The 14,541-nt window shown below is 69.9% G+C and carries 10 protein-coding genes; 1 reads left to right on the top strand and 9 read right to left on the bottom strand.

Annotated features, from left to right (window positions below):
* Positions 1–98 precede the first annotated feature (98 nt).
* Positions 99–2,318: an NADP-dependent isocitrate dehydrogenase gene (locus AB0P18_RS10485; protein WP_363359965.1), complete on the bottom strand. Its 2,220-nt coding sequence runs from the start codon at positions 2,316–2,318 to the stop codon at positions 99–101.
* 145 nt (positions 2,319–2,463) lie between these two features.
* Here AB0P18_RS10485 and AB0P18_RS10480 point away from each other — a divergent pair, with 145 nt between their 5' ends.
* Entirely contained in the window at positions 2,464–2,916 is a 453-nt protein-coding gene (locus tag AB0P18_RS10480) for a GNAT family N-acetyltransferase (RefSeq protein WP_344052147.1), read from the top strand.
* A 267-nt stretch (positions 2,917–3,183) separates the two neighbouring features.
* On the opposite strand, the gene AB0P18_RS10475 is transcribed toward AB0P18_RS10480, so the two are convergent.
* The 8 genes from AB0P18_RS10475 to AB0P18_RS10440 all read right to left on the bottom strand — a co-directional run bounded on the left by AB0P18_RS10475 (position 3,184) and on the right by AB0P18_RS10440 (position 14,540).
* On the bottom strand, positions 3,184–5,001 hold the full coding sequence (locus AB0P18_RS10475) for an ABC transporter ATP-binding protein (RefSeq protein WP_363359964.1): 1,818 nt from the start codon (positions 4,999–5,001) through the stop codon (positions 3,184–3,186).
* The gene (locus AB0P18_RS10470; RefSeq protein ID WP_363359963.1) at positions 4,998–6,839 is read right to left on the bottom strand and encodes an ABC transporter ATP-binding protein; all 1,842 of its coding nucleotides are present in this window, start codon (positions 6,837–6,839) and stop codon (positions 4,998–5,000) included. The genes AB0P18_RS10475 and AB0P18_RS10470 overlap by 4 nt, the downstream gene beginning before the upstream one ends.
* Before the next feature lie 618 nt (positions 6,840–7,457).
* Positions 7,458–7,949, bottom strand: a complete 492-nt coding sequence (locus tag AB0P18_RS10465; protein WP_363359962.1) for a methylated-DNA--[protein]-cysteine S-methyltransferase — start codon at positions 7,947–7,949, stop codon at positions 7,458–7,460.
* Positions 7,946–9,505 (bottom strand): Ada metal-binding domain-containing protein, encoded by a 1,560-nt coding sequence (locus AB0P18_RS10460; protein WP_363360022.1) that lies wholly within the window; start codon positions 9,503–9,505, stop codon positions 7,946–7,948. The genes AB0P18_RS10465 and AB0P18_RS10460 overlap by 4 nt, the downstream gene beginning before the upstream one ends.
* Positions 9,506–9,586: 81 nt before the next feature.
* Entirely contained in the window at positions 9,587–11,638 is a 2,052-nt protein-coding gene (locus AB0P18_RS10455; RefSeq protein WP_363359960.1) for a hypothetical protein, read from the bottom strand.
* A gap of 16 nt (positions 11,639–11,654) precedes the next feature.
* Positions 11,655–12,719, bottom strand: coding sequence for a glycosidase (locus AB0P18_RS10450; RefSeq protein WP_363359959.1), 1,065 nt, complete (start codon positions 12,717–12,719; stop codon positions 11,655–11,657).
* Position 12,720: 1 nt separating this feature from the next.
* On the bottom strand, positions 12,721–13,560 hold the full coding sequence (locus AB0P18_RS10445; RefSeq protein WP_344052131.1) for a carbohydrate ABC transporter permease: 840 nt from the start codon (positions 13,558–13,560) through the stop codon (positions 12,721–12,723).
* The gene (locus AB0P18_RS10440) at positions 13,557–14,540 is read right to left on the bottom strand and encodes a sugar ABC transporter permease (protein ID WP_344052129.1); all 984 of its coding nucleotides are present in this window, start codon (positions 14,538–14,540) and stop codon (positions 13,557–13,559) included. Before AB0P18_RS10440 ends, AB0P18_RS10445 begins: the two co-directional genes overlap by 4 nt.
* Between the last annotated feature and the right edge of the window lies 1 nt (position 14,541).

The following is a 14,541-nucleotide window of genomic DNA, read 5'->3' as shown; positions in this document are numbered from 1 at the left end:
CGGTTTTTTACGGGGCGGGGGGGGGGGGGGGGGCCCCCCGGGGGGGGGGGGGGGGCGGCCGCCCGCCCCCCCCCCCCCCCTCCCGCGTCAGGTGTCGGTCAGCTCAGTGCGTCGATGATCCCGTTGAGCGTCTGCGACGGGCGCATGACCGTCTCGACGAGCTTCTCGTCGGGGTGGTAGTACCCGCCGATCTCGACCTTCGAACCCTGCACCGCGACGAGCTCGTCGACGATCTGCTGCTCCTTCGCGGCGAGCTCCGCCGCCACCGGCGCGAAGGCCGCAGCGAGCTCCGCGTCGGCCTTCTGCGCCGCGAGCTCCTGCGCCCAGTACAGGGCCAGGTAGAAGTGGCTGCCGCGGTTGTCGATCGTGCCGAGCGCACGGCCCGGCGACTTGTCGTTCTCCAGGAACGTTCCGGTGGCGGCATCCAGTGTGTCCGCGAGAACCTGCGCCTTGGCGTTGCCGGTGTACTGCGCGAGGTGCTCGAGCGACGCGGCGAGCGCGAAGAACTCGCCGAGCGAGTCCCAGCGCAGGTAGTCCTCCTCGAGCAGCTGCTGCACGTGCTTGGGAGCGGAGCCACCCGCACCGGTCTCGAACAGTCCCCCGCCGGCCAGGAGCGGCACGATGCTCAGCATCTTCGCGCTCGTGCCGACCTCGAGGATCGGGAAAAGGTCGGTGAGGTAGTCGCGCAGCACATTGCCGGTGACCGAGATCGTGTCCAGCCCGTGGCGCATGCGCGCCAGCGTGTAGCGCGTCGCCTCCTCGGGGTTCAGGATCGTGATCTGGATGCCGGACGTGTCCAGCAGCGCGAGACCCTGGTGCACCTTCGCGATGAGTTGCGCGTCGTGCGAGCGGTTCACGTCGAGCCAGAACACGGCGGGCGCACCGGTCGCGCGGGCACGCGTGACGGCGAGCTTGACCCAGTCCATGACCGCGATGTGCTTCGTCTGCGTGGCACGCCAGATGTCGCCCGTGTTCACCTCGTGCTCGATGAGCACCTCACCCGCGGAGTCGACGATCTGCACCGTGCCGGGCGCGGCGATCTCGAACGTCTTGTCGTGGCTGCCGTACTCCTCGGCCGCCTGCGCCATGAGACCGACGTTGGGCACGGTGCCGATCGTGGTCGGATCCAGCGGTCCGTTCGCGATCACGTCATCGATCGTTGCCTGGTAGACGCTCGCGTAGGAGGAGTCGGGAATCACCGCGAGGGTGTCGTCTTCTCCCCCGTCGACGCCCCACAGCTTGCCGCCGTTGCGCACGAGCGCGGGCATCGACGCGTCGACGATGACGTCGGAGGGCACGTGCAGGTTCGTGATGCCCTTATCGGAGTTGGTGTAGGAAAGGCGCGGGCCGCGCTCGAGGTCGGCCGTGATCGCCGCGGCGATCTTGTCACCGCCTTCGACCCCGCCCAGGCCGGCGAGGATCGAGCCGAGGCCGTTGTTGGGCGTGAGCCCCGCCTCGGCGATGATGTCGCCGTACGTGTCGAACACGTCGGCGAAATAGGCCTTCACGACGTGGCCGAAGATGATCGGGTCGCTGACCTTCATCATCGTGGCCTTCAGGTGCACCGAGTACAGCACGTCCTCGGCCTTCGCCTGGGCGAGGGTGTCGGCGAGGAACGCGTCGAGGGCGGATGCGGAGAGGAACGTCGCGTCGATGATCTCGCGCGGAAGGACCTTGAGGTTGTCCTTGAGGACCGTGGCGGTGCCGTCCTCCCCGATGTGGCGGACGGTCAGCACGTCGTCGTGGGCGGCGACCCAGGACTTCTCGTTCGACTTGAAGTCGTCGTGGCCCATCGTCGCGACGCGCGTCTTCGATCCGGCAGGGAACGGCTTGTTGCGGTGCGGGTGCTTGCGGGCGTAGTTCTTGACCGACAGAGGTGCGCGCCGGTCGCTGTTGCCTTCGCGCAGAACGGGGTTCACGGCCGATCCCTTGATGCGGTCGTACCGCGCGCGGACGTCCTTCTCCTCGATCGACTGCGGGTCGTCCGGGTAGTCGGGGATGTCGAAGCCCTGCGCCTGCAGCTCGGCGATCGCGCCCTTCAGCTGCGGGATGGATGCGGAGATGTTCGGAAGCTTGATGATGTTGGCCTCGGGCAGCGTCGCGAGACCGCCGAGCTCGGCGAGCGCGTCGCCCACCTGCTGCTCGGGCGTGAGGTTCTGCGGGAACGCCGCGAGGATGCGGCCCGCGAGGGAGATGTCGCGGGTCTCGACGTGCACTCCGGCCTGACCGGTCACGGCCTTCACGATCGGGAGGAACGACGCTGTCGCCAGAGCCGGTGCCTCGTCGGTGTAGGTGTAGATGATGGTCGAGTCAGTCACCGGTTTTGTCTCCGTTCGAGTGGTCTTTCCAGCCTATCGCAACGGGCAAAGTATCTTGACATCGAGATATCTCGCTCCATGAACACCGCGTTACAGAGGGACGCGCACCGTGACGCGCGTCGGGTTTGCCGACTACCCTGTGCCTATGGCTGAGCTGCGACTCGAGGAACTGTCCGCATCGACGATCGTCGCCGTCAACACACTGGGTCTCAAGCCCGGACAGGAGCAGTTCCTGGCCCCGGTCAGTTACGGCGTGGCCGCCACCGTCGTCAACCCGCAGACGACCTGGCAGCGCGTCGTCCTCGACGGGGACGAGGTCGTCGGCTTCGTCAGCGCCAACTTCGACCCCGAGGCGCACGAGCCGCACTTCCGCTCCGTCCTGTGGCGCATCAACGTCGACGCGGACGACCAGGGCCGCGGTGTCGGCCGGTACGCGGTCGAGCAGCTGATCGAAGAGGCCCGCCGGCGCGGCATGGACCACGTCGATGTCATCTACGAGGCGGGCGAGGGCGGCCCGGAGGCGTTCTTCACGCGCGTCGGTTTCACTCCGAGCGGGGAGACCGAGTACGGCGAGGTCATCGCCGAGGTCCGGATCTAGGCTCCCGCCCGCCGGCTCGCGGCCGGCATCCGCTCTTCCCCTCTCCCGCGAGATGGTGGTTCTTTCGCCGACGTGGTGGCTGTTTCGCCGAGGTGGTGGCTCCTTCACCGAGGTGGTGGGTCCTTCACCGAGATGGTGGGTCTTTCACCGAGATGGTGGGTCTTTCACCGAGGTGGTGGGCACCATCTCGGCGTACAACCCACCATCTCGGCGGAGAACCCACCATCTCGGCGGAGAGGCGGGGAGGCGGAGAGGCGGGGAGGCGGGTCAGACCAGGGACTCCCGCCACGCGGCGTGCAGACGCGCGAAGCGCCCGTCGCCGCCGATGAGGGCATCCGGAGCGTCATCCTCGATGATCTCGCCGTGTTCCATCACGAGCACCCGGTCCGCGATCGCGACCGTCGACAGCCGGTGCGCGATGATGATGGCGGTCCGGTCGGCGAGCAGGGTCTGCAGCGCATCCTGGATCATCCGCTCGCTGGGCATGTCCAGCGAGGCCGTCGCCTCATCGAGGATCAGCACCGCCGGGTCCGCGAGGAAGGCCCGGGCGAACGAGATCAGCTGACGCTGGCCCGCCGAGACCCGGCCGCCGCGCTTGTTCACGTCGGTGCTGTACCCGTCCGGCAGCGCCTCGATGAACGCGTCCGCCCCGACCGCCCGCGCCGCCGCACGGATCTCGTCGAGCGTCGCGTCGGGCTTGCCGAGCGCGATGTTGTCGGCGACCGTTCCACTGAAGAGGTAGGCCTCCTGCGTGACCATGACGATCGCGCGGCGCAGGTCCTTCGGGTGGAGGGAGCGCAGATCCACGCCGTCCAGCGTGATGCGTCCGCTCGTCGGGTCGTAGAACCGCGACACGAGCTTCGCGAGCGTCGACTTGCCCGCACCCGTCGTCCCGACGAGCGCGACGGTCTGGCCCGCCGGCAGGTCGAGCGAGAAGTCCGGGAGGATCGTGCGCCCGCTGCTGTACGCGAACTCGACGTCTTCGAACCGCAGGTGTCCGCGCGCCTTCCACAGATCCACGGGCTTGACTGGGTCGGGAACCGTCGGCTCCTCCTCCAGCACACCCGAGACCTTCTCCAGCGCCGCCGTGGCGGACTGGTAGGAGTTCAGGAAGAACGCGACCTCCTGGAGCGGCGCGAAGAAGTTCCGCACGTACAGCACCGCCGCGATGAGCGTTCCGATGAGCATCGAGCCGTCCACGACGCGGATGCCGCCCCACAGCAACACGATCGCGACGGTGACCGATGCCACGGCCATGAGCCCCGGCTCGAAGGTGCCGAACAGGCGGATCGAGCGGATGTTCACGTCGCGGTAGTCGCTCGCGAGGCCGCCGAACTCGTCGTCGTTGCGCTGCTCCTTGCGGAACGCCTTGACCGCGCGGATGCCCGTCATGGTTTCGACGAACTTCACGATCACCTTCGCGCTGATCACACGCGACTCGCGGTACACGACCTGCGAGCGCAGGTAGAACCACCGCATCAGCAGGTACAGCGGCAATCCCATGACCACGAGGATCACGCCGGACTGCCAGTCCAGCAGCAGCAGCGCGATCAGCGTGAACCCGCCGTACAAGATGCCGGAGACGAGCTCGTTCAGCCCGCCGTCCAGAAGCTCGCGGATCGTGTCGAGGTCGCTCGTCTGCCGCGAGATGATGCGCCCGGACGTGTACGACTCGTGGAATTCCAGGCTCAGCCGTTGCGTGTGCAGGAAGATCCGCTTGCGCAGATCCAGCATGATCGCCTGCGTGAGGCGCGCCGCGACGACGACGTACCAGCCGATGAGCCCGGCGCCGCCGATCGCGGTCAGGACATAGACGGCGACGACGCCGATGGTCGGCATCCAGTTCATCTGATCCACCACGGCCGGAAGCGCCGTGTTGATCCCGTACGCGATGAGCGCGGGACCCGCCACGCGCAGCGCGGTGGAGACGATCAGCACGACCGCCGCGAGCACGAGCTGCCAGCGCAGCGGCGCGACGAGCGATCCGAGCAGGCGCAGAGAGCGACGACGGATGCTGCGACTCTCGGCGCGCGTGTAGTCGGAGCGGTCCTCACCGCTGGTTCCTTCGACGGTGGCCGTGGTCATCGCTTCACCTCCTGTTCGCGGTTCTCGAGCATTCGCCCGGGGCCCTGGGTCTGCGCTTCGCGCTCGGCGTCTTCCAGACTCGAGATCACGTGGCGGTAGTGCTCGCTCGTGCGCAGGAGCTCCGAGTGCGTGCCGACCGCCGTGATCCGCCCCCCTTCGAGGAGCGCGACACGGTCGGCGAGGGTCACGGTCGAGGGGCGGTGGGCGACCACGAGCGCGGTCGTCGCGTGCAGCACTTCGCGCAGCGCGTCCTCCACGAGGGCCTCCGTGTCGACGTCGAGGGCGGAGAGCGGGTCATCGAGGACGAGCACCGCCGGCCTCGCGGCGACAGCCCGCGCGAGCGCGAGGCGCTGGCGCTGTCCACCCGAGAGCGACAGCCCCTCCTCGCCGATCACCGTGTCGACGCCCTTCGGCAGATCGTCGACGAAGTGCGCCTGCGCGACCTGCAGCGCCTCACGGAGAACCTCTTCGGCCTCCGCGCTGCCGGGCTCGAGATCCTCCCGGCCGAGCAGCACGTTCTCGCGCACGGTCTGCGAGAACAGCGTGGCGTCCTCGAACGCCATGCCGACATGGGTGCGCAGCTCCTTCAGGGTGAGGTCGCGGACGTCGACGCCGTCCAGGGTCACGCGGCCGCCGGTCACGTCGTACAGGCGCGAGGGAAGGGTCGTGAGCGTGGTCTTGCCGGATCCGGTGAGACCCACCAGCGCCATGGTCTCCCCCGGGCGCAGGACGAGGTCGATGCCGTCGAGCATGTCGCGCTCGGTGGGAGCGGCATCCTGATAGCGGAAATGCACGCCCTCGAACGCGAGTTCGCCCCGGGGGCTCGCGATCCGGACCGGCCGGTCGGGATCGGTGATCGTGTTCTCCTCATCGAAGACCTCGAAGATGCGGTCGGTCGCGGTGCGCGCGTCGAGCATGAAGGAGAAGAGGAACCCGATCGACTCCATCGGCCAGCGCAGCACGGTCGCCATCGCGAAGAACGCGATGAGCTCGGCGACCTGCAGCTGGCCGAGCTGGACGAGGTAGATGCCGGCACCGAGGCAGAGCGCGAACGCGAGGTCGGGCAGCAGCACGAGCCAGAACCAGATCACGCCGATCGCGCGCGCCTTGCGCAACTCGGTCTGACGCAGCGTCTCGGCCTGCTGGGTGAACTTGTGGAGCGCGTGCTTGCCGCGTCCGAACGCCTTGAGGACACGGATGCCGTGCACGCTCTCCTCGACCGACGTGGCGAGATCGCCCGCCTGGTCCTGGCTCTGGCGCGCGAGGGTGCCGTAGGTCTTCTCGAACCGGTACCCGGTGTACCAGAGGGGCAGCGAGCAGATCAGGAAGATCGTGCCGAGCAGCCAGTGCCAGCGGAACAGCAGCACCGTGCCGACGGCGATCGTGAGCACGTTGACGACCAGGAGCACGAGACCGAACGCCATCCAGCGCCGGAGCATGCTGATGTCCTGCATCATGCGGCTGAGGAGCTGACCGGACTGCCAGCGGTCGTGGAACGCCACCGGCAGACGCTGCAGACGCGAGTAGAAGCCCTTGCGCAGGTCGAATTCGACCTGCGTTGCGGGTCCGAGGACGAACCAGCGGCGCAAGTAGACCATGACGGCCTCGAGCAGGCCCAGCGCGAGCACCGCGACGGCACCCCAGACCAGCTGTGCGGGGTCGCCGGACGCGATGGGGCCGCGGACGATGACCTCGAGGACGAGCGGGATGGAGAGCGCGAGGAGGCTCGCGATGAGCGCGCTGACCGCACCCATCGTGAGACGCGGCAGCACGGGCTTCGCGAAAGGGAGGAGGCGGGCAAGGGCGCGCGGCGTGGAGAGTGGAGCGTTGGTGGTCATGATCCTTGTGGGATTCGTTCGCGGGAGTGCGGTGTGGGCGGGCGTGCGCGGTCGCCGGGCAGGGCGATCGTCGATGACGCCTGTCGAAGGGAACGTGCGGAAGGCGGGGACTATGCCCCGCGAGGGCGTGTCAGCCGAGGATTCCGGTGGTTCCGAACGGGTCGCGGAGGACTGCGGCGACCGGCGTGACGGTGACGGCGATCGTGTGCATGGCATCCTCCTTCGGTGGGCGTCCGCGGGTCGCGCGAACCAGAGCCTTCCAGAGTAGCCCGTTGATTTCGCTCGGCGCAACAACTTTCTCTCGGGATTCTGCGCCCGCCCGCCCAGGTGGCCGGTTCTCTCCCGAGAATGTGGTCCCTCCGCCGAGGTGGTGGGTTCCCTCGCGAGATGGTGGGTTCTCGCCCGAGATGGTGGGTCTTGCACCGAGGTGGTGCGTCTTGCACCGAGGTGGTGCGCTTCCTCGCGAGAGGGTGGGTTTTCGCCCGAGATGGCGGGCACCATCTCGGCGAAAAGGGCACCATCTCGGCGAAAAGGGCACCATCTCGGCGAAAGGGGCACCATCTCGACGGAAAGGGCACCATCTCGGCGGAGCCTGGGAACCGCGGAGGACCCGGCGACTCAGGCGGACTCGCGAGCCAACAGGTGCTCCTTCACCTCCAGTCCCCAGGCGAAGCCGCCGAGCGAGCCGTCCGAGCGCAGGACGCGATGACATGGCACGTACAGCGCCGGAGCGTTGCGTGCGCAGATCGACGCCGCAGCGCGCACGGCGGTCGGCTGCCCGAGTGCCGTCGCGAACTCTGCGTACGTCAGCGGCCCGCCCGCAGCGATGCGCCGCAGCGCCGTCCAGCCCGCCAGCTGCATCGCCGTGCCGTGCTGGAAGACCTCGACCTCGTCGATCGCGCTGAGGTCGCCACCGTAGTACGCGAGCGCCGCGGACGCGGCATCCGTTCGCCCGTCGCGCACGATTTCGGGCCGGATGCGGGGATGGATGCGGGCCCGCAGCGCCTCCGGATCGGCGGTCCACCCCGACGCCAGCACGCGCCCGCGGTCATCGGCCACGATCGTGAAGGCTCCGTCCGGGGTGTCGATGGTCTGGGTCGTCGCGGTCATGACTGCTCCTTTACGGTTCCGGTCGCAGGATCCGGCGTGACGGATGTGGGCGGGTGGGTCTGCTGAGGCGCCGAAACGCTCGAGGATCCTGCGACCGGCACCCGGCGCGACGGGCGCGGCGGCGCCGAGCGCCACAGGTGCGCGGTGAGGTAGCTGCGCCAGGGTGCGGCGCGACGCGACCACTCCTCCAGGAGTCGCGGATCGGCGGGCAACCCGAGCGCGGCCGCCCCTGACCGCACCGCGACATCGCCGGGCAGGAAGACATCGGTGTCGCCGAGGACGCGCATGCGGACGTAGTCCGCGGTCCATGGTCCGATCCCGGGCATCGCGAGCAGCGCGGCGCGTTGATCGGCCGCATCGTCTCCGGGCGTCACGGTGAGCGAGCCGTCCGCGAGCGCCGCCGCGGCGCCCGTGATCGCCCGGATCCGCGCCGCGGGCCCCCGCAGCACCTCGTGCCCGCGCTCGGCGATCGCGGCCATCGTCGGGAACAGCCGGGTCTCGCCCGCGCCCAGCGCGACATCCTCGCCCAGCGCGTCGGACAGCGCCTGCAGCGCCGTCCGCGCCGCGACGACGGTGATCTGCTGGCCCACCATCGCGCGGATGAGCATCTCGTGCGGGTCGGCGGCCCCGGCGACGCGGATGCCCGGCAATCGCCGCACGCATGAGGCGAGCTCCGGATGCCGCGCCAGGGCGTCATCGATCGCCAGGGGGTCGGCATCCAGGTCGAAGAGCCGCCGCGCGCGGGCCACGAGGCTCGGCAGGTCACTCAGCTGCGTCAGCCGGGCGCGGAGGTGCACGAGGCCGTCCTCCCCGCGGCGCAGCTCGAACCACGCCGGACCGCCGTCCAGGCGGATCGTCCGCGCGAACGAATGCGCGGTCGCCGTCTCGACGCCGGTCACGGCGCGCGCCGCCATCCAGTCGAACAGGCCCGACGCGTCGAGCGGACCGCGGTACGGCAGCGCGAGGTCGATCTCACCGGGCGCGACCGCGGCTGCTGGCCCGCGTCGGCGCGCACGCAGCTCGAGCGGCGTCATGCCGAAGACCTCGCGGACGGTGTCGTTGAACTGCCGGATGCTGGTGAACCCCGCCGAGAAGGCGACATCGGCGACGGGCAGATCGGTGCCGACCAGCAGCATCCGGGCGGTGTGCGCGCGGTGCGCGCGGCTGAGCGCCAGGGGTCCGGCGCCGAGCTCCGCGGTCAGCAGCCGGGTCAGGTGCCGCGGCGAGTAACCGAGGCGTCGGGCGAGGCCCGGAACGCCTTCGCGCTCGATGACACCGTCGGCGATGAGCCGCATCGCACGGGCGGTGGTGTCGCCGCGCAGATTCCACTCCGGCGATCCCGGCGCCGCCTCGGGGAGGCACCGCTTGCAGGCCCGGTAGCCGGCTTCGTGCGCGGCCGCACTCGTGGCGAAAAACGACACGTTGGCCGCTTTCGGCGTGCGGGCCGGGCAGCTGGGACGGCAGTAGATGCCGGTGGAGCGGACGGCTGTCACGAACTGGCCGTCGAAGCGCGGATCGCGCGAGAGGATCGCGCCGTACCGCTCGTCGAAGGACATGGATGCCGTGCTCACGGCTCCAGCCTGCCACGACCCGCGGTGCCCGACTGGCGGAAATCGGACACCGCGGTTCGTGGTCGGTCAGTCGCCCGTGACGATCGCGAACCCGCCGCTGGGCACCGGCACGGTCCGCGAGCCGCGCAGCCGGTACTCGTTGACCACGTCGCCCGAGCTGTCGTACACGACCGCCGTGGAGGGCGCGCCGGTCCATCCGACGCGAGCCGGCTTCGTGGTCGGCCCGGATGAGTGCACGAGCTCGGTGCTCCCGCCGTCGCCGACGAGCACGAGCCGCGACACCCAGGGGCGCACCAGGAGCGCGTCCAGCTGCAGCTCACCGGCGGTCACCGCGACGGTGACCTCCGGACGATCCGGCAGCACGGCCTTCTCGAGCGACCGGGGCAGCAGCACGCCGGGGGTCGGCGAGATGCCCTGCGGGGGCGCCGATTCCTCCACCGTGCCCAGCCGCACCCGTGCGGAGGTCCACTCCGACGCGCTCGAGCGGTCCGGGCTGGACCACACGACCGGTTCGACCCATCGTCTGGTGTCGTCCTGGCCGATGTCGAACACCGCGCTCTCGCCCGCGGTCAGCGCGAGCCCGCCGCCGGACCACAGCGACTCCCCCGTCCACGCCTCGGGCGCGATGACGGTGCCGGTCGTTTCGGTGGCCGATTCCGCCTCGACGAGCTCCAGTCCGTCGCGATCGGCCACCGTGGTCACCGATGCCGCGCGCTCTGCGAGGTCGGGGCGCTGGTCCAGGGCGATCATCGTCAGCAGGCCGTGGATAGTGCTCTCGGCACCGCTGTTGCCGTTGACCGTGCCGTCGGGCTGAAGGCCGTCGTACGTGACACCGGTCGCCGGATCGTACATCCGCGCACCGGAGCGGTTCGCTCCGAAGAACCACGCGGCCTGCATCCCGGCGAGCGCCTCGAAGCCCGCCGACCCGGTCGCATCCGCGACGGCCAGGAGCGACTGGACCCGCGCGTCCGCGCCGTACGCGATCTGCACGCGGTCGGCCGGGGTGGGGAACCAGCCGTTGTCGGGTCCACCGGCGGTGAGCACCGTCGTGGAGAACAGCGCCGCGTCACGGACCGCCGGAGCGGCCAGCTGCTCATCGCCGAGGGCGACGGATGCCGCGGCCAGCGCCGCCGGCATCTGCGAGCCCCAGGCGTGCCACATGCTGCGGGACTGCGCCCACGGCAGGATCGCCCCGTACGGCCACGACCGCTCGTCGCCCGCCGACATCGCGGCGATGCCCTCCGCGAGCCGGCGCAACGCCACCGCGGACCGTTCGTCGTCGGGTTTCGCAGCCACGCGGGCGGCCAGGCCGAGCACCGCTTCGGCCGACGCGTCCGCACCGTCCACGATCAGCCACGCGGGCACGCGCATCCCGTCGGATTCGACGTACTCGCCGTACCGGCTGAGCGACTGCCGCTCCACCGCGCCGAGGGAGAGGGCCAGCCGCTCCTCGAGGAAGGCGGCGAAGGCGGGGTCGGCATCCTGGAACGCGGCGTAGCCCTCGCCGAGGGCCCAGATCGTGCGGGCGAGCCAGTAGCTCTCCCCGGAGTCGGACGGGTCCGGCAGCTCGACCGGTTCCGCCGAGGGGTTCAGCGTGCCGTCCGGTTGCATCCAGAGCACGACGTTGCCGGCGTTCTCCCCGTCGGTGGTCTGCAGGTAGGTGATCGCGCGCAGCAGCTCGTACGCGGAGTCCCTGCTCGATGACGCACCGGTCGCCTTCCAGTCGCGGAGGTAGACGACCGCCGCGCGGGCGATGTCGTCCGCGTTGAAGGCACCCTGGCCCCAGTACCCGGTCTCGGGGTCCAGAGGTCCGCCGCCTACGCGCTCGAACGTCCCCCCACCACGGGCATCCGCATACGTCCAGGGGAGCGTCAGGGTCGGCTCCTCGGCGAGGCGGTAGGTCGTGTGCCCGTCCACCTCGGCGGGCGGGGTCGCCTGGTCGAGCAGGAAGTCCAGGTGGGCGAGATTGGTCAGCCGCCCGTCCGGCGCGGCGACCGCCGGGGCGGTGGCGGATGCCGCGGCATCCGCTCTGTCGGGTGCGGCGATACCGCCGCCGAGCACGGTCGCCAGGGCGAGGCCGCCGATCAGAAGCGGTGCGGTGCGGGTTCGGGATCTCATGATGTCTCTCCGTCGGTCACGCGGGTACGGTGCGCTCCAGGAGCGCGACGCCGATCTTGGAATCCGCCATGCCGTAGAAGACGAACAGGCGTCCGTCGACCTCCTCGATGGCGGTGGGGAAGACGACGTTGGGCACGATGCCGCTGCGCTCGTCGTCGGTCTCGGGCGCCAGGAGCGGCTCCGAGGTGCGCGCGATGACCCGGGAGGGGTCGTCGGCGTCGAGGATCATCGCCCCCGCGGCGTAATTGACCTTCTGCTGCTGCGAGAACGCGCTGTCGATCACGCCGGTCACGCCGTGGTGGATGACCAGCCAGCCCTCGGGCACGCGCAGCGGAGGCGGTCCGCCGCCGATCTTGAGCTCCTCGAACGCGAACTCCGGGGCGGCGACGAGACGGTGCTGTTCCCACAGGCACAGTCGGGAGAGGTCGGCCTGCACCTCGGCGAGGGGCACGTAGCTGATCCAGATCGACTGGCGCGGATCCTCGATCCCCGGAGGCACGCGGACGCCCTGACCCTCCTTGGTCTCGTCGAGATCCCACATCGGGCGGTGCAGCACGGCCAGAGCGGGTGTGCCGTCGGGTGCGGTGACCGGCTCGGGGAAGAACACGGTGTCCTTGTTGTGGAACAGGTTGAGGTCCGTGTCCAGCGCATCGTCGTAGCGGAACAGCGCGGGCCCGAGTCGGGTCCATGTGCGCAGGTCCTCCGAGACGGCGAGCGCCGTCCGCGGGCCGAGCGGCCCGTACGCGACATAGGTCATCACGTGCCGGCCGAGCGCGGCGATCCAGGTCACCCGCGGGTCCTCGACGCCGGCGTTGCCGACTCCGCGCTCCCATTCGCGATCGGGCTCGAGGACGATGCCCTCGCGCTCCACGCCGACGGGGACTCCGTCCTCGATCCGCACCTTGGCCAGTCCGACGCGGGAGACGTTGCCTTCGGCCACCAGCCGCGGCAGGAGGTACAGCTCGCCGTCCGGCCCACGGCCGGACGCGGGGTTGAGCACGCCTTCCGCCTCGCGGCTGTCGCCGGGCGCGGGCGTCATGACGACGCCCTGACGGGTGAGTGTGTACGGTACGTCGGGCATATCAGCCTTTCACCCCGGATCCGAGGTCGTTGGTGGTGAAGTAGCGCTGGAAGACGATGAACAGGGTCACCGCCGGGACGGCCAGCACCACGGCGCCGGCCATCATCGCGCCGAACGGATTGGCGGTGGATGCCGCCACGTTCGAGATGAAGTTCGCCAGGGAGACCGCGAGCGGCTGCATCGAGGCCTCCTTGGTGATCAGGAACGGCCAGAGGAACTCGTTCCACGGGCCGATGAAGGTCAGCAGCAGCGCGGTCACCAGCGCCGGTCGCACGAGCGGCAGCGCGATGCTCCACAGCAGCCGGAACTCCCCCGCCCCGTCGATGCGCGCCGCCGAGAACAGGTCGGGCGGCAGCTGCAGGAAGTACTGGCGGAAGATGATCACCGCGGTCGAGTTGATCAGGAACGGCAGGATCATGCCCGCGTAGGAATCGGCGAGGCCGAAGTCCCGGGCGATCATGACGTACAGCGGGATCATGAGCATCTGGAACGGCACCACCTGGACGAGCACCAGCAGCGCGAAGGTGGCGCCGCGTCCGCGCCACTGCAGGACGGCGAGCGCGTAGCCGGCCAGAACGCCGAACACGACGGTGCCCAGGAGCACGCCCCCGGTGAAGATGCCCGAATTCAGCAGTCCCTGCGCGAGGTCGATCCGCTCATTGATCGCGACGTAGTTCGCGCCGGTCAGGTTCGCCGGATTCGGGAACGCGCCCTTCGGCGTCGGGTCCACGTCCGCCTGCAGCGAGCCGACGATCATGTACCAGAACGGGAAGAGGAAGGCGACGGCGCCGAGGCTCAGGACGACGTACAGCGCGATGCGGCTGCCGAGTGCGCGCTTCATGAGTCGTCGCTTCCGACGAGCTTGCGCTGGATCCAGGCCAGCGCCAGCACCAGGATGATCAGGATCACGCCGATCGCCGCGGCGATGTCGGGGTTGCCCTGCTCGATGCCGCGCTGATACATCAGCAGCACCGGCGAGGTGGAGGCTCCGTTGGGCCCCCCGCCGCCGGTGAGCAGGTACGGCTCCGTGAACAGGTTCGCGCCGGTGATGGTCGACAGCAGCACGACGAGGAACGTCGCCGGTCGCACGCCCGGCACCGTCACCGAGAAGAACTGACGCAGTCGCCCTCCACCGTCGACGGCGACGGATTCGTACAGCTCCTTCGGCACGTTCTGCAGCGCCGCGAGGTAGAGCAGGATGTAGAAGCCCAGACCCTTCCACGTGACGAACAGCGCGATCGTCGGCATCGCGAGGGCGGAGTTGACCAGCCACGACGGCTGCGGGGCGAGCGGACCGAGGATGTTGTTGACGAGGCCGCCGCTGGAGAAGAGGAACAGCCAGACGGCGACCACGGCGACGGATGCCGTGACATAGGGCACGTAGTAGCTCACGCGGAAGAACGTGCGCGCGTGCACGACGCGGTCCAGGGCCGTCGCGAGCACGATCGAGAGCACCACCGTGAGGGGCACGTTGATCAGCAGGAACACCCCGACGTTGCGGAAGGACTGCCAGACATCGGGGTCCGTCAGGACGGCGATGTAGTTGTCCAGCCCCACGAAGGGGCGGTCGACCTGGGCTCCGGGGGCTGCGAAGAAGTAGTCCTGGAACGACATCCACACGGCGAAGATGATCGGCCACGCGAACACGACGATCACGAAGATCACGTAGGGCGCCGCGAACAGGATGCCGAGCGGCTGCGCTCCGAGCAGGCGTCGACGCCTGCGCGCGCGGGTGGGCGACGCGGCGGCGTCGCCCGGGCGGCCGGCCGGGCCGGGGTCTCCCCCGGCCAGGCCCGGTCGCCCCGTGACGGGGGCGGTCATC

It is taken from the genome of Microbacterium sp. NPDC064584, assembly GCF_040687315.1.
In the GTDB taxonomy this organism is placed as follows: domain Bacteria; phylum Actinomycetota; class Actinomycetes; order Actinomycetales; family Microbacteriaceae; genus Microbacterium; species Microbacterium lacus.
Note: the sequence above shows the minus strand (reverse complement) of the source record. Positions and strands in the feature narration are given on the sequence as shown.